Source organism: Bradyrhizobium sp. 23AC (assembly GCF_054863025.1).
In genome coordinates, this window is sequence record NZ_JAVAYN010000020.1 from 35,675 (window position 1) to 53,794 (window position 18,120).

Sequence of the window (18,120 nt, forward strand, 5' to 3'; positions counted from 1 at the left end):
CCTTTGGTGATCTCAGTACTTGGCGACCACCGGGCCACCGAACTGATAGTTGATGCCGGCGCGCAAGATGTGATCGGTGAAGCGCGAGGAGGCATTGGCTGCGATCGTGGGGGACGGCGCCAGCGAGAACGGACCGGACGAGAAGCGGCCGAGATCCATGTAGAGGTATTCGAGCTTGGCGCTCCAGTTCTGAGTGATCTTGCCTTCTACACCCGCGCCAACGGTCCAGCCGACGCGCGTATCCGATGTCGAGCTGGTCGAGGCGACGGCGACACCGGCGGGCGTGAAGCCGGCGATGGTGCCGGTGGTCTTGATCTCGCCGAAGGCCACACCGCCGGTGCCGTAGAGCAGCACCTTCGGCGTCGCCAGGATGCCCACGCGGCCACGGACCGTGCCGAACCACTGCAGCTTCTGGTCGATCGCCAGCGTCGTGCCGGCAGCAGCGCCGGCGGGCAGGAAAGTCAGGCCGGGAAGACAGGCGCCGCCTGCAAGTCCGGCGGGGGCGCAGTTGAAGCCGGCGCGGCCCTTCTCGTCCGACCAATTGAGGTCGCCCTCAATGCCGAACACCCAGTTGGCGCTCTGCCAGTTGTAGCCCGCCTGGCCACCGGCGACGGCGCCGTTCATGTCGAACGAGGCGCTGGTGATGGAGCCGGCCGGCGGCACGATCACCGCACCGGTCGCCGTGTTGGTGTAGGTGACATCAGTGCGCGAACGACCCCAGCTGTAGCCGCCGTTGGCGCCGACATAGAAGCCCGTCCAGCTCCAGACCGGATCGATGACAGGCGCTTTGACATAAGGCCTTGCCGCCAGATCGGCGGCCAGCGCGCCCGTGGCAAACAGCGACATCGCGGTCGCCAGTCCAATCACTATCCGCTTCATGAGAAGTCCCCCTTGCACGATCTTGTGATCGAAATATACCCGCGTACCCGCCCAAGGGCTGTGCCACAGCGGCAACATTCGGAAACAATCGAGATCACGGTCGTATCTGGACCGATAAGCAAAATTCATCTAAGTCATTGATTTCGAAAAATATTGCTCCAGCGCCCTAGGGGATGTCGTCCTAGTCCTATGCGTCAACCCGACACGGGCGAGGAGTGTCGATTAACGGCCAGAACGGCAGCAGAATCGCCAAGGTCGTGAGCGAGCCGACCAGACCGCTCGACCAGAACACCTTCAAGGTGCCGCCGGGGCCGATCATCGACAGGCGGAAGGCATCCCCGGCACGGTTGCCGAGCACGAGCGCTAACGGCGCCAGCGAAATGCCGATCTTCTTAAAGAATGGCCCGACCACGCCGAAGCCGAGCATCAGAGGTCGATATCGCATTAGGGGTTGCGTAGACACCGATCGCGCAAGATACCCCGGTCATCTGCGGCGCCCAGCACGCCGACGTGAGCAGTCGGGCGAACCCCGGCGCAGTTCCGGCTTTCTAGAATATAGACGGTACCATGCGGGCGATGACGCTGAACCCGAAGATGAGCACGGGCTCGCGGCGTTCACGCGCCTCGCCGCCGCAGGCCGACGTCTGCAAGGGCACGGGCAGTACCCTTTCGACTTGACCGCTCAAGCCCTCGCTGCTCTTAGAGGCAAAGGACATGGTTGAAGAAGATGATACAAATTGGTTTCTCGCCGTCTTTACCGGCTTGATGGTTGTCGCCTGCTTATTCGCTGCTGTCCTCGTCGATAGTATCTGCTGCAGAATAAGAGAGCGAATATCCCGCTCCGCTGCTTCCTGTCACCCCACGCTCTAACAGCCGCTCGTGCAACCGAGGCCGGTCCTGATCCGAAGGCCGATTCCGACAATCACGCCTAACATTCTCTTTTCCAACGGCAGCCCAAGATGATTTCCCTTGGTCAAATCGCAGCAACCTCGGAGGACCACGATATGACTAGGGTAGTCCATGCTATTGTTCCCATGCTCAACCATTCCTGCAGTAAATAGAGAATCAGATGATCCTGAGTACGCATGCGATCGTCGGTGGCGCGATCGCCAGCCTGCTTCCATTGCACCCGGCAGCCGCGGCGATCGCAGGGTTCGCAAGTCATTTTGCAATTGATGCAATTCCGCATTGGGACTATCCACTTCACTCGATAAGTCTAGGCAAAGGTGCCAACAATCGCTGCCTGTCCTTCGGCCGCGCGACGCTGAGGGATTTGTCAATCATCGGGATTGACGCTTGCGCTGGACTCGGCCTTGCGCTCTGGATGTTTGCAGCGGAAGGATCAATTTGGACAATTGCGATCGGCGCCTCCACCGCGATGTTGCCAGACGCGTTGCAATTTGCTCACACCCTTTACCCGCGTGGCTTGCTTCACATCCTCCAACGCTTTCATTGGTGGATACACTCTAAGCGCGCGTTGACAGGGCTATTTGGCGTGGGTTCGCAACTCGCATTCGCCGGCACGATTGCCGTACTCGCAAGAAACATCCATTGACTCCGGCAGCACTGGCGGCCGGTATTTTAGTTCGTCATTCAATGAGGCCGCTCTCTCCGTTAACGCTTTATCTACACTTCGGCTTTGAACCAAAACTAGGCGTCAACTAGACGGTGTGCAGGTCATGGCAGCTTGTCGCCGGGTAGCCCGTCAGAAAATGCCATAGAACCAACCAGAAGAGAGAGAGAGAGAGAGAGAGAGAGAGAATTAGCGCAAGAAGATGGGTCGTTCTGCATAGGAACGAGCGTGCCTCGAACACCCTCAGCTCACAACCTCCCGCGCATGCGGGCTTCCACGCCGGGGCCCATATTTGCCTTACCCTTGCATAGCTCTAGCCCGTTGCTTCCGTCCCAAGCGCGTTAGGAGCCCGTCGATCACCGGCCAGAACAGCAGGACGATCGCCAACGTCGTGATCAAGCCGACCAGGCCGTTCGACCAGAACACCTTGAGGTCGCCGCCGGAGCCGATCATCGACAGACGAAAGGCATCCTCGGCGCGATTGCCGAGCACAAGCGCGAGGGTGAACGGCGCCAGCGGAATGCCGATCTTCTTGAAGACGTAGCCGACAATGCCGAAGCCGAGCATCAGCCAAATGTCGAACATCGCGTTCTGGATCGCGTAGGCGCCGATCGCGCAGGACACCACGATCATCGGCGCCACCGCGGCAAACGGCACGCGGAGGATCGAGGCGAAGATCGGCACCGTCGTCAGCACCAGCACGAGGCCGACGACATTGCCGAGATACATCGAGGCGATCAGGCCCCAGACGAAGTCCTTGTGCTCGACGAACAGCAACGGCCCCGGATTGAGCCCCCATACCATCAGGCCGCCGAGCAGGATCGCCGCGGTGCCCGAGCCGGGAATGCCGAGCGCCAGCATCGGCAGCAGCGCCGAGGTGCCCGACGCATGCGCCGCCGTCTCCGGCGCAAACACGCCCTCGATGCGGCCCTTGCCGAAACTTTCGGGATCCTTGGCGAAACGCTTGGCGAGGTTGTAGCCCATGAAGGAGGCCGCGATCGCGCCGCCCGGGGTGATGCCGAGCCAGCAGCCGATGAAGGAGGAGCGCAGCAGCGTCGCCCAGTATTTCGGCAGGTCCTTCCAGACGCTGAGCACGACGCGGAGCGAAATGCTTGCGGCGTGCCCGCGCAGCGCCAGCCGCTCCTCCATCGTCAGCAGGATCTCGCTGATGCCGAACAGGCCAATCACGGCCACCAAGAAGTTGATGCCGCGGAGCAGCTCAGGCGAGCCGAAGGTCATGCGGAGATTGCCCGACACGGTATCCATGCCGATGCCGGCGAGCAGCAGCCCCAGCGACATCGAGATGACGGTCTTGTGCTTGGCCTCGCGCCCCAATCCGACGAACGAGCAGAATGTCAGCAGATAAACCGCGAAAAACTCGGGCGGGCCGAACTTCAACGCAAAGGACGAGATCATCGGCGCGAGGAACGTAATCAGCAGCACCGCGACCAACGAGCCGATGAAGGAGGAGGTGAACGCCGCGGTCAGCGCCTCCGCGGCCCTGCCCTGCTGCGCCATCGGATAGCCGTCGAAGGTGGTCGCGACCGACCAGGCTTCGCCGGGGATGTTGAACAGGATCGAGGTGATCGCGCCGCCGAATAGCGCGCCCCAATAGATGCAGGACAGCATCACGATCGCCGAGGTCGGATCCATCGTGAAGGTGAGCGGCAGCAGGATCGCGACGCCGTTGGGACCGCCCAGCCCGGGCAGCACGCCGACGAAGATGCCGAGCACCAGCCCGACCATCATCAGGACGAGCGTCTTCCACGTCAGCAGGACGGCAAAGCCGTGGAGCAGGAGACCGAAAGCTTCCATTGCGGGACCGCCTAGCGGCCGAAGGCCGCTTCGAGCGGCCCTTTCGGCATGATGACGTCGAACGCGACATCGAATGTGACGAACATGATCGCCGTGAACACAAGAGCGGTAAGCAGCGACTTCCACAGCGCGATCTTGCCGACGAAGCGCATGAAGCCCGAGATCAGGAGGAAGCTCGCGACATAGAGGCCGAGGAACTGCATCACGAGGCAGAACAGCAGCGTCGGCACGAACACCGCCATGACGCGGCGGGCCTGCGCGCGCGTGACGAAGGTTCCGGACCCCGCACGCCGCGCCAGCAGCGCCACGATCAGGCCGTAGAGGCTGCCGCCGCCGAGGATGACCGAGAGATAGAACGGAAAATAACCGGGTTCGGGCCCGGTCGAATCCCAGGATGCGCCGGTGCGCCAATTGTCGTAGCCGAGCGTGACGGCCAGCGCGAGCAGCAGCAGGCAGACGAATATCTCGATCGTGCCGGACGAGACGACGGAAGGCGAATCGTCTTCAGGCGCGGTCGGATCGTCGACGACGATTTCAAGATCGGTTTGGGACATGAGCGAACAACAAACGCTGTGGCCAATCCCCTCGCCCGCTTGCGGGGAGAGGGTCAGGGTGAGGGGGAGTCTCCACGAGGACGGTGAAAGATGGACTCGCGGGGAGTCCCCCTCACCCAGATTGCATCTTCGATGCAATCCGACCTCTCCCCGCAAGCGGGGCGAGGTGAAGAAGACAGTTACTTCGCGACGAATCCGGCTTCGGTCATCAGCGACTTGTTGATGGCATCATCCTCCTCGAGGAACTGCACCATGTCCTTGCCGGTGAGGAAGATCGGCTTCAGCGCCTGCTTCTCCATGTAGTCCTTGTACTCGGCGGTCTGCGTCACCTTGTGGAACAGCTCGACATAGAACGCCTGCTGCTCGGCCGTCACCTTGCCGGGCAGGAACATCGCGCGCAGCATCAGATATTGCACGTCGACGCCCTCCTCCTTGCAGGTGGGGATGTCGGCCCAGGACTGGGTGTCCGTCACCTTGCTGGTGTAGGAGATGCGCTCCTTGTCGAACACGCAGAGCGGGCGCACCTGGCCGGCGCGCCAGACTTCGAGATTTTCCGATGGATTGTTGACGTTGGCTTCGGTGTGGTTGCCGACCAGCTGGGTTGCGGCCTCGCCGCCGGACTTGTAGGGCAGATAGGAGAATTTTGCTCCGGTCTTCTGCTCGAGGAAGACGGTCAGCACGTGATCCTCGCGCTTGGAGCCGGTGCCGCCCATCTTGAACGGCGCGCTCGCCGCCTTTGCGGCCGCGACGAATTCCTTCACCGTCTTGGGGCCCGCGCTGTTGTCCCAGAGCACGAACTGGTCGAGCGCGACCACCGAAACCGGGGTCAGCTCACGCCAGTTGAAGGGGATCTTGGCCGACAGCGGCAGCATGTAGATCAGCGAATAGGCGATCAGCACCTTGTTCGGATCGCCCTCGCTGGACTTCATGTACATCAGCGCTTCCGCACCCGAGGCGCCGCCCTTGAGCGAGACGACGATCGGCTGCTTCATCAGATTGTTCTTCTGGATCGCGGCCTGCATCATCCGGGCCATCTGGTCGGAGGCGCCACCCGCGCCCGCCGCCACCACGATCTCGACCGGCTTTGCCGGCTCCCAGCCGGCAAAAGCCGGCGTGCCGCAAAGCGCGACTGTCAGCGCAATCGCGGCCTTCATTCCATGTCCCACGGGCGTCTTCCCTATGTTCTTGTTCGGATTGGAAATTCAGAGATGAATTCAATGACCATTGTGCTGGCGAATCCGGCCAAGTTCAAGCCGTCCGACGTCATCCCCGTTATGACTTTGGAATGAGATCCGAAACGAGACAAGCCTCGCGCACCTGAGCTACAAGCGATCCGCCGGGCTCGGAGGAGTTAGCCGTGGTCCTGATTAAGGCCTAAACTTATTTTAGGAATGGGCCAATTCGATTAAGCGTAATTTCCGAAAATGCAAAGAAGCTAAGAGTGACGAGTGATGCCGCGCCTACTCTACATCAACGAAAAATTTGGCCACGATGCGACCATCATACTGGAGAGCGGAGACGCCTGTTGGATCTCGGTAGGCAAGAAAGGCGTCTTGGTGCGTTCGCACAGACATAACTTTTGGGGCGGATTGCTGGGAGGCCTCCTTGGCCCGAAGCTCTACCAAGAACGAAATATCTACCAGGCACTAAGTGTTGCCCAAGCGCTCGCGGCCATGTTTCCGCCGGTTCCGCAAATTCGGTGCAAGGACATGATGCTGGCGGCATTTTGTACAGCAGTCTGGCAGTGCTCTTCGCCTGAACGCGTTAGGGCCGTACTAAATGATCCGGCATTGCTCGCGGCGTAAGGTTGCTGCGCCCATTTTTGCTTCCACGCCGCGCTTGCAATTTTCTGATCTGACCATATTGCTGAAGCATGAATACGCGTACAAAAGTAAGTTTAGACCTCGACCACGAGCGGCGGAGAACGCGGTGGAAGGTCCAGTGGGGAGTTCCCGCCCGAGCCGCCGGCGGCGCTGCAAGGGCAGCCGCCCTTTCACGTGACGAGCGTAGGGAAATCGCTCGGAAGGCCGCTAAAGCCCGTTGGGCGAGACACTTGCCGCAAGCGACGCATGAAGGCGTCCTTCAATTCGGAACCATCGAGGTTGAGGTTGCGGTCCTCGACAACGGGCAGCGCGTGATCACTCAGAGTGGCTTCATGGTAGGCCTAGGCCGAATTCGCCCGCCCAAAGGACGTCAGTATTACAGGAGCGGCCCCAATCTCCCTGCTTTTTTGACAGTGCAGAGTCTCAAACCTTTTATCGGCGAAGACCTTTTCGCGATAGCCGACCAGATCGAATTCCGCACCAAACAGGGCGTTAAGGCGTTCGGGTACGCGCCGAACTTCCTCCCAAAGGTCTGCGAAGTCTTTGCGCGCGCACAACATGCTGGAGTCCTAAAAGCGACTCAGCACGACATTGCAAACCGCGCCCAAATTATCGCTAAGCAGCTCGCACGCTCATGCACGATGCGTCTCATAGATGAAGCGACGGGTTACCAAGAAATTCGCAAGACACAGACGCGACGGAATACTTATCGGCGCGAGGAATGAACCCACATGTTTGGTTCCGCGGCATCAATCTAGGAATAGGACTTATTTTTAGCGCCGAGCCATAGCCTGATTAGCAAACTGGAAGAGCGAGGCAGTTGGCGGTAAATTTGCCGTAGCGCGTTGCCCGCCGATGATGTTGCTCGATCCTGTTGAAGAACCGCTCAATTGGATTGCTACCGCTAGAAGGACTACGCATGAGCTTCCTTCAAGGCGTCCTTATTGTTTTAATGCTGGCCGGCGCTAGTACAGCCGTGTTCGCCACGGGTGCGTCGCAGGATCCAAAACCTAAATCGGAATGCCTCGTGAATGCTTCCGAACTGCCGTCGGGAACACCAAAGGTCATGTGTCCAACCCGCAGCTCACCGGGAGGCTTTTGCGTCTGTCCAAGATTCACTAAGGACGGCGAGGCAGACGGACACTTTGTTGGGACGGCAAGATAGCCAACCGCCCCCTCGGTACGCCTGCGCAACGTGCAAAGACCGGCATTATCGAGATCGCTTGGGCGGCGGCTGTCGGAGGCGCGTTGGGACTGGACACGGAGGCGCACTGCAGCGGGTCCTTGAAGGACGCGAGCTAATTGCCCTTCCAGTTCGGCGTACGCTTGTTGAGGAAGGCGTCCATGCCCTCGCGAAAATCTTCGCTCATATAGGCCTTCAGGATCAAGTCCTCGCCCTCTTCGCGCGACAGCGTGCGGCGGATGCGGCGCACCGCTTCCTTGGTCGCTTCCAGCGTGAGCGGCGCGTGGCTGGCGACGAGCTTTGCGGTTTCGTCGGCGCGGCGCTGCAGCGTCTCGACGTCGGGCACGACCTCGTTGAGCAGGCCAAGCGCCAGCGCCTCCGGCGCCTCGACGAGCCGCGCCTTGAAGATCAGATCCTTGGTACGGGCGGGACCCACCAGCGCCACGACGCGGCTGATGTTCGACATCGACAGGCAGTTGCCGAGCGTGCGCGCGATCGGAAAGCCCATCCGCGTCGTCTCGGTGCCGATGCGCAGGTCGCAGCAGGCCGCGATGCCGGCGCCGCCGCCGGTGCAGGCGCCGGCGATGGCCGCGATCACGGGGACGCGGCACTGCTCGAGCGTGCCGAGCACGCGGTCGATGCGGGCCTCGTAGTCGAGTGCGTCCTGCGCGGTCTTGAACGCACGAAACTGGGAAATGTCGGTGCCGGAGGCAAACGCCTTGTCGCCGGCGCCGGTCAGGATCAGCGCCTTGATCGAACGGTCTGCGTTGATCTCCTGACAGATCTCCGCCATGCGATCATACATGGCGAAGGTCATTGCGTTGCGCGCCTGCGGGCGGTTGAAGGTGATCCGCGCGATGCCGTCCGTGACGGAGTAGAGCAGGTCTTCGTTGGCAGTCGTCGGTGCGTTCATCGCGCGCTCTCTTCTCTTAAGTTCGTCGAGGCCTGCCGAGGCGTTAAGCCACCTGAGCCTTGGTCATCGGCACCGCGTCGCGTCCCTTCAGGACGTCCATGGCCGCCAACACGCCGCCGCTCCGGTGCGGAATCTTGGCCAGATCCAGGCCCATCTCGACGCCGGCAAGCGTGCCCATCAGCATCAGATCGTTGAAGTGGCCGATATGGCCGATGCGGAAGACCTTGCCCTTGACCTTGTTCAGGCCGGTGCCGAGCGACATGTCGAAGTTTTCCAGCACAACCTTGCGGAAGGCGTCGGCGTCGTGGCCATCAGGCACGCGCACGCCGGTCAGCGCCGGCGAGTGCGCAGCCGGGTCGGCGCACTGCGTCTCCAGGCCCCAGACCTTGATCGCGGCGCGCGTCGCCGCGCTGTGGCGCTTGTGGCGGGTCCAGACGTTCTCCAGCCCCTCCTCCTCCAGCATCTTGACCGCTTCGCGCAGGCCGTAGAGCAGGTTGGTGGCGGGCGTGTAGGGGAAGGTGCCGAGCTTGTTGAAGTTGATGACTTCCTGCCAATCCCAATAGGAGCGCATGCCGGGGTTGGCCTTGGCCACGGCCAGCGCCTTCTCCGAGACGGCGTTGAAGCCGAGGCCGGGCGGCAGCATCAGGCCCTTCTGGGAGCCGGCGACCGAGACGTCGATGCCCCAGGCGTCGTGCTCATATTCCATCGAGCCGAGGCCGGAGATGGTGTCGACCACCAGCAGCGCCGGATGCTTGACCCGGTCGAGCAGCTTGCGCACCTCCAGCGGCGGCGTCACGCAGCCGGTCGAGGTCTCGTTGTGCACGACGCAGACGGCCTTGATCGCGTGCTGCTTGTCGGCGGCAAGACGCTTCTCGATCTCGGCGAGGTCGGCGCCGTGGCGCCAGTCGCTCGGGATGAAGTCGACGTCGAACTTGAACTTGTCGGCGATGCCGCGCCACAGCACGGCGAACTGGCCGGTCTCGCACATCAGGAGCTTGTCGCCGGGCGCGAACACGTTGACCATCGCCGCTTCCCAGGCGCCGGTGCCGGACGAGGGGAAGATGATCACGGGCTGCTTGGTGCGGAACACCCGCTGCATCGAGGCAAGAACCGCAAAACCGAGCTCGGCGAACTCCGGACCGCGATGGTCCAGGGTCGGCATGTCCATCGCCCGCAGCACCCGGTCGGGCACGTTGGTCGGTCCTGGAATCTGTAAGAAATGCCTTCCAGTGTGCACGGTCATCGGCGTCCTTCCCGGTCTTTGAGGCTTGTCTCGACGTGAGCGTCGGGGCCCGAATTCGGGGCTCCCGCGAGCCGCTCGCATATCACTATTCGCCGGGCTTGTCCCTCGCCCGGCGAGGTCCGTCAATGCCCAAGAAGCAGGGCTCGCTTGCCAAGGGCCGTGACGGGAGGCAAGACGGTGCCGGCGAAAAGGCGAAAGCGGACCATGGCGGCGGAAGTGGCTGGAAAATCACCGGAATCGGCTCAAAAGGGCGGCTTGGCGGCACGCCTGGCCCGGGAAATCACCGGCGATGTCCTGTTCGACCGCTTCAGCCGTGGCCGCTACGCCACCGACGCCTCGTTCTACCAGATCGTGCCGGCCGGCGTGGTCGTGCCCAAGACCATGGACGAGGCCTTGCTGGCGCTGGCGATCGCCCGCGACGAGGGGCGTAAGGTCACCCCGCGGGGCGGCGGCACCTCGCAATGCGGCCAGACCGTCAATGACGGGATCGTGGTCGATCTGTCGAAACACCTGAACCGCATCCTCTCGCTCGACGTCGAAGGCCGCACCTGCGTGGTCGAGCCCGGCATCGTGCTCGACGAGCTCAACCGCCAGCTCAAAAAGCATGGCCTCTGGTTCCCGGTCGACGTCTCCACGGCTTCGCGCGCCACCATCGGCGGCATGGCCGGCAACAATTCCTGCGGCGGACGCAGCTTGCGCTACGGCACGATGCGCGACAACACGCTCTCGATGGAGGCCGCCCTCGCCGACGGCACCTTGAGCCGTTACGGCGAGGTCTCGCGCGATCTCTCCGATCTCGACGCCGGCAGCAGCGCACGTGCCCTGTTCCGCGACATGCTCGATCTCGGCACGCGCGAGGCCGACGAGATCGCCGCGCGCTTTCCAAAAGTGCAGCGCCGCGTCGGCGGCTACAATCTCGATGCGCTGGTGCCGCGCAATGCGCGCAACAACATGGCGCACCTCCTGGTCGGCTCCGAGGGCACGTTGGCCTTCACCACCAAGGTCGAGCTGAAGCTGTGGCCCGTGATCCGCAACAAGGCGCTGGGCGTTTGTCATTTCGGCAGCTTCTACGAGGCGATGGATGCGGCCCAGCATCTCGTCAAGCTGAAGCCGATCGCGGTCGAGCTGGTCGACCGCACCATGCTCGCGCTCGGCCGCGACATCGCGATGTTCCGCCCCATTATCTCCACCGCGATCAAGGGCGATCCGGACGCCGTGCTGGTCGTCGAGTTCGCCGAGGAGGACCAGGCCGATAATCTCGTGCGCCTGAAGCAGCTCGGTGAGCTCATGGGCGATCTCGGCTTTGGCTGGAATAACGACAAACGCAAATGGGGCGGCGTCGTCGAGATCACCGACCCTGCACTGCAGAGCGGCATCGCCGATTTCCGCGCCGCCGGCCTCAACGTCATGATGTCGATGAAGCAGGAGGGCAAGCCGGTCTCCTTCGTCGAGGATTGCGCGGTGCCGCTGCCGCACCTCGCCGACTACACCGCACGGCTGAACGAGGTGTTTGCGAAGCACGGCACCAGCGGCACGATGTATGCGCACGCCTCCGAAGGCTGCCTGCATGTGCGCCCGGTGCTGAATTTGAAGCTGGAGAAGGACGTCAAGGCGATGCGCGCCATCGCCGAAGAGGCCTTCGCGCTGGTGCGCGAGTACAAGGGCTCGCATTCCGGCGAGCATGGCGACGGCCTGGTGCGCTCGGAATTCCACGAAACCATGTTCGGCGAGCGCCTGGTCGCCGACTTCCGCGAGGTGAAGCAGCGCTTCGATCCCGATGGCACGCTCAATCCAGGCAAGATCGTCGACGCACCGAAGATGGACGACCGCTCGCTGTTCCGCTTCAAGCCCGACTATCGCGTCGGCGAGCTGAAGACGAAGCTCGACTGGTCGGCTTATCCCGGCGCCGGCGGCGGCTTCCAGGGCGCGGTCGAGATGTGCAACAACAACGGCGCCTGCCGCAAGCTCGAGGGGGGCGTGATGTGCCCGTCCTATCGCGCCACGCGCAACGAGAAGGACGTCACCCGCGGCCGCGCCAACACGCTGCGCCTTGCGATTTCGGGCCAGCTCGGCCCGGATGCTTTGTCCTCCGACGAGATGATGGAAACGCTGAAACTCTGCGTCTCCTGCAAGGCCTGCCGCCACGAATGCCCGACCGGCGTCGACATGGCCAAGATGAAGATCGAGGTGCTGGCCGCGCGTGCCGCCTCGCACGGCCTGAGATTGCGCGACCGCCTGGTCGGTTTTCTCCCGCGCTATGCCGGCCTCGCATCGCGCTTCGCGCCGCTGGCCAATTTGCGCAACCGCAGCCCGCTGCTCCGAAAGCTGTTCGAACGCTTTGCCGGCATCAGCGCGCGCCGCGCCCTGCCCGCCTTCCGCAGCGACGTTTTTGCGCCAGCGGCTGACGTGGTCGGCCCCGTTGATGGCCGTGAGGTCGTGCTGTTCGCCGACACCTTCAATCGCATCTATGAGCGCGAGAACCTCGATGCCGCCCTGCGCGTGCTCGCGGCCGGCGGTTATCGCGTGCATCTGCCGAAGGCGCAGAGCGGCAGCCGCCCGCTCTGCTGCGGCCGCACCTTCCTGTCCGCCGGACTCGTCGATGAAGCCAGGGTCGAGCTCGATCGGCTCATCGCCGCCTTTGCACCCTTTGCCGCGCGCGGCGTGCCGATCGTCGGTCTCGAGCCGAGCTGCCTCTTGACGCTGCGCGACGAGCTCGCCTCGCTGCGCAAGGACAACGACGCCAAGGCGGTCGGCGCGCACGCGCTGACCTTCGAGGAATTTCTGGTGCGCGAGGCCGAGGCCGGCCGGCTGCAATTGCCCCTCGGCACCGTCGCTGAGAAGGCCGTCGTGCACGGCCATTGCCATCAAAAATCCTTCGGCGCCTTCAAGCCGGTCGAGCAGGTGCTGCGGCTCGTCCCGGGCCTTGCGGTCGAGACCATCGAGTCGAGCTGCTGCGGCATGGCCGGCGCGTTCGGCTATGGCGCCGACACCTATGATGCCTCGATCGAGATGGCCGAGCTGTCGCTGCTGCCCGCCGTGCGGCGCGCGGACCTAACGACTCTCGTCGTTGCCGACGGCACCTCCTGCCGCCACCAGATCCACGACGGCGCCCAGCGCGAGGCGATTCACGTCGCGCGCGTGCTGGCGATGAGCCTTGATCATACTGAGACCAATTCCACCTCAACTGCTGCAAAGGAAACCAGCCATGGCTGACCTCACGCTCGACACCGCCCGCAAGATCCTCGACGCCGCCTTCGCGAAGGCCGGCGAACTCAAGCTGAAGCCGCTGGTCGTCACCATCCTCGACGCGCGCGGCGTGCTCAAGCTCGCGGCGGCGCAGGACGGCACCAGCCTGATGCGCGGCGAGATCGCCCACGGAAAGGCCTATGGCGCGCTCGCCATGGGCATGGGCTCACGTGCCCTGTTCCAGCGCGCCCAGGAGCAGGCCTTTTTCATCGACGCCGTGAACACCATCGCCAAGGGCGCGCTGGTGCCGGTCCCCGGCGGCGTCCTGATCATGGACGGCGCGACGCTGCTCGGCGCTGTCGGCGTCTCCGGCGATACCTCGGACAATGACGAGGCCTGCGCGGTGGCGGGTATCCAGGCGGCGGGGCTGAAGGCGAGTGCCGGATAGGTTCGTGAGCAGCACCGGCTATCACAAAGGCGCGCAGATCGGCTTCTGCAGATCACCAGGGCTTACCATCTCTCGTAAACTACACTTCTCATTCGAGCCCAGTTGATATCAAGGCTGAGCGAGTTTCTGTCGATGCTGCTGCTAACAACAGCCGTGGTCCGCATAGGAGAAGCAAGGACTTCGGATTTGTCTCTGGCCTACCGCGCCGGCGTCATCACGGCCTGCTGGTAGGTGCCAGGCAGCCACCATCTTGTCCTTCGCTGATCGCGGGCTTCGTGGCCGCTGGGATCTTTTTTTGCTAGTTTCCGGCTACTTCATGCCTCAGAGCTACGCGAGCGCCGGTATTGCGAATAATCGGATTAGTCGGCTGCTCATCTACAGCATCATCCCCAGAACCTGAACCGTTGCGGTAGATCGCTCGGCGCCTCATTCGTCGGCGGCAAAGACGCCTTCCCATCAGAATTTTGAAGACTGCTCGCATGCTCGACCTGCATGGCATTTCGTCCGCGTCGTTCGACGAGGAGGTGACCCGGGCCGTGCTTGAGCGGAAGTACTTCCATGTGCTCGAGCGCTATGTCCGGGCTCCGGGCGCCTCGGTTCGGGCTGCACGGGCGAGCCACTTGGTCATCTAGCCAGGAAGTATCCACTCCCGCCGCTAGCCGATGAGTGACGCAAGGGCAGCTCGGGCCCCCCAGCGTGAGCCGGCGGGCCTCCTGAAAATGGGATCCGACTATTGCAGAGAGCGCGGCCGGCGTGAACCGACGGAGCGAGAACGTCGCTCCCTGATCCTGCGAGTGACGGTGTCGGCCAATATAGCGGCCAGAAAGCAGCCCACTACCATCAGACCCGAAAAGAGAGCCAAAAACCAGTTTTGGATCATCTTCCAACTGTGCCGCATTTGCGCTTGATCCGCAAGAGCGGCGAGAGCTGGGGCCAGTCCAACACCGGCGGCAACGACTGGAACTTCGCCATGCGCTAGCGAGCCTTTTCCCAGCCTGGGGAATTTTTCTCGGACTCTCTTTAGCGTTAGGGCCTAGATAAGCAGAGCCGTTCGGCACGTCATCGAATGTGACGACGCTGAGCGCCAGCAATCCAAGAAGATGCCGAGGACGACGAATATGGTTTTCAGAAAGAGGCGCATTTTCATCAGGGTATCCGGAGCTTCAGGGTCGAGGCCATTAGTTTTCCGCTGGACATCCGCAGACGCCGACCTTAACCGACCTTATGGGGAAATTAGGATCAATCCAGTCGCTGCGAGCGCTGGCAGCTTGGGCAGTAGTGCTCGGTCACATCGGTTCGCAGGCAACGACGGTTCTCGGCAAAACAGATGCGTTAGGCGTGTTCCTTTATCGAGCCACGCAATCCTATGTGCACGCGGGCGTCGATCTATTTTTCGTCATTTCCGGCTTCATCATTTTCATGGTCACCCAAGCGCCTCGGCAGAGCGATCGCTTTAGAGAATGCGTCGACTTCACCACTAAGCGAGCGTTGCGGATCTTCCCTCTTTTTTGGATCACTTTTTTTGTCACCGTGCTGCCGCAGGAAACCTTTCATTGGGCGGACTGGCGGAGCTGGTGGTGGCAACTCACATTGGTAAAGCCACCGATCAATCATGGAGTTGCGTGGACTCTCGTTATCGAGCTGCGCTTCTATTTCTTGGTGGCGCTGTTGCTCATTTTGTTCGGCCGTAGCCTTTCGTACGGTTACGCCGTCTTATCCGTTGCGATCGTTGCGTCCTGCGGTTTTGCCTTTTACGGCGGCCTTCCATCCTCATCCTTCACGAGCTTGCATCTGACTGAATTCGTGATGGGTGTTGTCGTAGCAGCGTTCGTGTCCTCCCAGGTCCATTGCTTCGCGAAAACAGCATTTTTGATGGGAGCGGTGTGGATAGCAGCATCGGTCGCTTTCTTATTTAAGTCCGCGGTTCCTGATTTTGTCGGCCCCTACCTCGCCGGCGGACACTATGCGATCGACGCCCAAACATTCCGCATCTTCGGATTTGGAATCCCCTCTGCTTTGATGGTTTATGGTTTGGTGGCCCTGGAAATGCGGAACGCCATCCGAATTCCACGCGTGATGATTGCAGCAGGTGACGCCAGCTACAGCGTCTATTTGTGGAATACGGTCATCCTGACTGTGCTCGCGATTCCCTTTGGAGCTACTGGAGTCCCCGGGCTTTTCGCGTTTTACGCAACGACCCTCGCCTCGGTCGCTGTTGTCGGATGGGTAAGTTACCGATGGATCGAGCGGCCGTTGATCCGCATCGCCCATCGTATTCCATGGGATCGTGTCCCCGCAAATCTAAACGCGATGAACTCGCCAGCGAGAACCGGTGGGCGCTGTCTCTGCTAGCCGAATCTCATATCTAATGCGAAGCTCTCGCTCGCGCAGCTTCAGGTCCGCTCTTATGCCTGAGATTTCTGCATCGGCCGCTTGTCGACTTGGGGGGCGGTACGTAGAGGTCTCGCGCCCATGGCGCTGCTGGTCGAACTATCTGAGCTGAAGTGACCTGATCAGAGCAGAGACAAGTATAGGACATAAAAACCCGCGACATCGACGGTCTGCGGGTCCTCAATGCCCTCATTCAGGTTTGCTTGCCGCGCATACAGTTGATAACAAACTCTCGCTTTGCGCGACCTTGTCCCTTCATTATTCCGCCCGCACTAGAGAACCCACGCTCGGCAGCAAGCTGCCTGCAGCTATCTAAACTGCGGACAAAGCCTTTACGAGACATGCCCTGCTGTGCCTGCACAGCGCCGGCCGCCAGTGCTAAAGCGACTAAAGCAAAAACGATAAGCCTGACCATTCCCGGTCTCCTGCGGTAAAGAGGACGGAATGGCATGAGCGCCCGTTTTGCGCGGGATGTCTCACGCCGGTGTCAAACAATGAGACTTGCGCGGGAAGTTACCTACACCTACGGCGCCGACCTAGTCTGTTGGAAGCTGAACGAGACGGCCTGTACCGGGAACGGCGCAACTGAGCTTGCGCTAATCGGTTTCGTACGACACCTAATTCGGACATTTGACATTCGAGAAAAACGATACGTTGGTGCAGAGCAACAGCGGCATCGAAAGTGCGATCGGAAATACTCATCACGACCTCAACACAACTGGAGTGGAAAATATCTCACCAATCAAAGCATTACGACAGTAGGCGGGCACAATTACAAAGGCAAATTTATTGGGCGCCGCGGCGACGCAGAAAAAGGACATGTTGGCGGTTGCCGGGCGCCCAGCCGAGCGCCAAGCCTAGACCGTTTAGCATTGCCGGCCGCTGGCACGATCACCGGGCGATGCACGAAACCATTTAATGCCATCGACGAAGTCGTCCAGAAACGGACAAGGTTCTAGGTTGACGGCGTCAGACACGGGGATGCCACCATGCTAGTCTGATGAACCTGATTTGGCGGCGACTTGCCTACACAATGCTGATCGGCATGAGATCCAAGCTCGTACGTCAATGAGACTAGGGGCGGCTGTGGTCAGGAGGCCACCATGCCCAAGGAGGATTGTGATAGCTCTCTGCTCATTAGCTGCCGCGTGCGTGACCGCTTTCGGCATGGCAGCGTTGGTTGCGCTACACTAGGACCGCTACAGGACGCGAGCTGGCAGGAGCGGAATGTGAATAGGGTCTGGTTTGTTTGGCTTCGCGGTTTGCGCGGCCCGACGGCTGAGATCTGGCGAGATCATCTGGACGTTTACCGCAACCGGTCTGATGCGAGAGTCCTCGGATTTCGCGAGCTCACAGAGGCTGAAGCACGTGAGCCCCTTGATCGGCTCGTCAGGAAGTACCCAGCCCCGCCGCAAAAGGACGATTGATGCGGGGACTTTTCCGACACCACAACGCGCAGTAGCTCACTCGCATTCCGAACCCCAAAGTATTGATATTTTGACTCTCGCCGGCGCGGCGCTTCGATAGCGGCATGCCTCGCTCTGTTCGACGCCACACACTCACCCACCCCGAGGGCCGGCCGATGAAGATCACTTTCGGCCAGATGCGGGCCCATGGGCTTGGGCGGTATTTTGGTCTACTGCCACTGCGGCCACCATGTGGCCTTGGACGCCGCCTGTTGGCCCGATGAGTGCGGCTGTCGGACATTGAGCCGCGCTTCGTATGTCAGGGCTGCGGCAGTCGAGGCGGGGATGTTCGGCCTGACTTCGAGCGAGGCAATCCGCAGATGGCAATCATGGGCCATCGAACGCGATAGCCGCAAAAAAACGGCCCCAGCAATTTGGCGGCGGCTGGGGCCGTTGGACTACTCCGGCCCGCACGGGGGCCATGGAGCCGGAGCACAGCACCAAGCCTGAGGCTTGCCGCTAGTTCCTAATGGGGCCGCCCTTTGAGGCGGCCTTAATTCATCTTGCGGCGGAGCTGTCTGATGATCTCCCGCAGCTCAGCTGCGTATTCCTCAATGAGGCGCCGAGCCTCCTCCAGCCGGAGGGCTGGGTTTCCTGTGCGTGGCTCGCCTTGTCGGGGGCCGGGCATAGGCTGATCGTCTGGGCG

The 18,120-nt window shown here is 61.7% G+C and carries 14 protein-coding genes and 1 pseudogene; 7 read left to right on the top strand and 8 right to left on the bottom strand.

Annotation, left to right across the window (positions count from 1 at the left end; all coding sequences use genetic code 11):
• Positions 1-12 precede the first annotated feature (12 nt).
• Positions 13-879 carry an outer membrane protein gene (locus tag RAD10_RS33190; RefSeq protein ID WP_461620714.1) on the bottom strand — a complete coding sequence of 289 codons (867 nt, stop codon included), beginning with the start codon at positions 877-879 and terminating at the stop codon, positions 13-15.
• Between the two features lie 129 nt (positions 880-1,008).
• Positions 1,009-1,418 (bottom strand): annotated as a pseudogene (locus RAD10_RS33195) (tripartite tricarboxylate transporter permease); the annotation flags it as partial.
• Between the two features lie 530 nt (positions 1,419-1,948).
• Here RAD10_RS33195 and RAD10_RS33200 point away from each other — a divergent pair.
• Entirely contained in the window at positions 1,949-2,434 is a 486-nt protein-coding gene (locus RAD10_RS33200) for a hypothetical protein (RefSeq protein WP_461620715.1), read from the top strand.
• Positions 2,435-2,749: 315 nt separating this feature from the next.
• Here the strand turns inward: RAD10_RS33200 and RAD10_RS33205 are convergent, their stop codons facing one another.
• The 3 genes from RAD10_RS33205 to RAD10_RS33215 form a co-directional block, all read right to left on the bottom strand.
• Positions 2,750-4,267, bottom strand: a complete 1,518-nt coding sequence (locus RAD10_RS33205) for a tripartite tricarboxylate transporter permease (protein ID WP_461620716.1) — start codon at positions 4,265-4,267, stop codon at positions 2,750-2,752.
• A gap of 11 nt (positions 4,268-4,278) precedes the next feature.
• Positions 4,279-4,821: a tripartite tricarboxylate transporter TctB family protein gene (locus RAD10_RS33210; RefSeq protein WP_461620717.1), complete on the bottom strand. Its 543-nt coding sequence runs from the start codon at positions 4,819-4,821 to the stop codon at positions 4,279-4,281.
• Between the two features lie 179 nt (positions 4,822-5,000).
• Positions 5,001-5,975, bottom strand: a complete 975-nt coding sequence (locus RAD10_RS33215; RefSeq protein ID WP_177237333.1) for a Bug family tripartite tricarboxylate transporter substrate binding protein — start codon at positions 5,973-5,975, stop codon at positions 5,001-5,003.
• A 297-nt stretch (positions 5,976-6,272) separates the two neighbouring features.
• Here RAD10_RS33215 and RAD10_RS33220 point away from each other — a divergent pair, with 297 nt between their 5' ends.
• A complete protein-coding gene (locus RAD10_RS33220; RefSeq protein WP_461620718.1) occupies positions 6,273-6,626 on the top strand; it encodes a hypothetical protein in 354 nt (117 codons plus the stop codon).
• Positions 6,627-6,874: 248 nt separating this feature from the next.
• Positions 6,875-7,369: a hypothetical protein gene (locus RAD10_RS33225; RefSeq protein WP_461620719.1), complete on the top strand. Its 495-nt coding sequence runs from the start codon at positions 6,875-6,877 to the stop codon at positions 7,367-7,369.
• 573 nt (positions 7,370-7,942) lie between these two features.
• On the opposite strand, the gene RAD10_RS33230 is transcribed toward RAD10_RS33225, so the two are convergent.
• Together RAD10_RS33230 and RAD10_RS33235 are read right to left on the bottom strand one after the other, a co-directional pair.
• On the bottom strand, positions 7,943-8,740 hold the full coding sequence (locus RAD10_RS33230) for an enoyl-CoA hydratase/isomerase family protein (protein ID WP_461620720.1): 798 nt from the start codon (positions 8,738-8,740) through the stop codon (positions 7,943-7,945).
• Positions 8,741-8,783: 43 nt separating this feature from the next.
• Positions 8,784-9,983: a pyridoxal-phosphate-dependent aminotransferase family protein gene (locus RAD10_RS33235; protein WP_461620721.1), complete on the bottom strand. Its 1,200-nt coding sequence runs from the start codon at positions 9,981-9,983 to the stop codon at positions 8,784-8,786.
• 204 nt (positions 9,984-10,187) lie between these two features.
• Here RAD10_RS33235 and RAD10_RS33240 point away from each other — a divergent pair, with 204 nt between their 5' ends.
• The 4 genes from RAD10_RS33240 to RAD10_RS33255 all read left to right on the top strand — a co-directional run bounded on the left by RAD10_RS33240 (position 10,188) and on the right by RAD10_RS33255 (position 15,969).
• A complete protein-coding gene (locus tag RAD10_RS33240; protein WP_461620722.1) occupies positions 10,188-13,196 on the top strand; it encodes an FAD-binding and (Fe-S)-binding domain-containing protein in 3,009 nt (1,002 codons plus the stop codon).
• The gene (locus RAD10_RS33245; RefSeq protein ID WP_091959287.1) at positions 13,189-13,617 is read left to right on the top strand and encodes a GlcG/HbpS family heme-binding protein; all 429 of its coding nucleotides are present in this window, start codon (positions 13,189-13,191) and stop codon (positions 13,615-13,617) included. The genes RAD10_RS33240 and RAD10_RS33245 overlap by 8 nt, the downstream gene beginning before the upstream one ends.
• Positions 13,618-14,096: 479 nt before the next feature.
• Positions 14,097-14,249 carry a hypothetical protein gene (locus RAD10_RS33250; RefSeq protein ID WP_461620723.1) on the top strand — a complete coding sequence of 51 codons (153 nt, stop codon included), beginning with the start codon at positions 14,097-14,099 and terminating at the stop codon, positions 14,247-14,249.
• A 592-nt stretch (positions 14,250-14,841) separates the two neighbouring features.
• Positions 14,842-15,969 carry an acyltransferase family protein gene (locus RAD10_RS33255; RefSeq protein WP_461620724.1) on the top strand — a complete coding sequence of 376 codons (1,128 nt, stop codon included), beginning with the start codon at positions 14,842-14,844 and terminating at the stop codon, positions 15,967-15,969.
• Positions 15,970-16,201: 232 nt separating this feature from the next.
• On the opposite strand, the gene RAD10_RS33260 is transcribed toward RAD10_RS33255, so the two are convergent.
• Positions 16,202-16,423, bottom strand: coding sequence for a hypothetical protein (locus RAD10_RS33260; RefSeq protein ID WP_461620725.1), 222 nt, complete (start codon positions 16,421-16,423; stop codon positions 16,202-16,204).
• Positions 16,424-18,120: the final 1,697 nt, after the last annotated feature.

Coding starts and splice junctions, on each gene's coding strand:
- RAD10_RS33245 (WP_091959287.1), top strand. CDS start 13,189: ATGGCTGACCTCACGCTCGACACCGCCCGCAAGATCCTCGACGCCGCC.
- RAD10_RS33200 (WP_461620715.1), top strand. CDS start 1,949: ATGATCCTGAGTACGCATGCGATCGTCGGTGGCGCGATCGCCAGCCTG.
- RAD10_RS33210 (WP_461620717.1), bottom strand. CDS start 4,821: ATGTCCCAAACCGATCTTGAAATCGTCGTCGACGATCCGACCGCGCCT.
- RAD10_RS33220 (WP_461620718.1), top strand. CDS start 6,273: ATGCCGCGCCTACTCTACATCAACGAAAAATTTGGCCACGATGCGACC.
- RAD10_RS33230 (WP_461620720.1), bottom strand. CDS start 8,740: ATGAACGCACCGACGACTGCCAACGAAGACCTGCTCTACTCCGTCACG.
- RAD10_RS33240 (WP_461620722.1), top strand. CDS start 10,188: ATGGCGGCGGAAGTGGCTGGAAAATCACCGGAATCGGCTCAAAAGGGC.
- RAD10_RS33260 (WP_461620725.1), bottom strand. CDS start 16,423: ATGGTCAGGCTTATCGTTTTTGCTTTAGTCGCTTTAGCACTGGCGGCC.
- RAD10_RS33215 (WP_177237333.1), bottom strand. CDS start 5,975: ATGAAGGCCGCGATTGCGCTGACAGTCGCGCTTTGCGGCACGCCGGCT.
- RAD10_RS33255 (WP_461620724.1), top strand. CDS start 14,842: ATGGGGAAATTAGGATCAATCCAGTCGCTGCGAGCGCTGGCAGCTTGG.
- RAD10_RS33235 (WP_461620721.1), bottom strand. CDS start 9,983: ATGACCGTGCACACTGGAAGGCATTTCTTACAGATTCCAGGACCGACC.
- RAD10_RS33205 (WP_461620716.1), bottom strand. CDS start 4,267: ATGGAAGCTTTCGGTCTCCTGCTCCACGGCTTTGCCGTCCTGCTGACG.
- RAD10_RS33190 (WP_461620714.1), bottom strand. CDS start 879: ATGAAGCGGATAGTGATTGGACTGGCGACCGCGATGTCGCTGTTTGCC.
- RAD10_RS33250 (WP_461620723.1), top strand. CDS start 14,097: ATGCTCGACCTGCATGGCATTTCGTCCGCGTCGTTCGACGAGGAGGTG.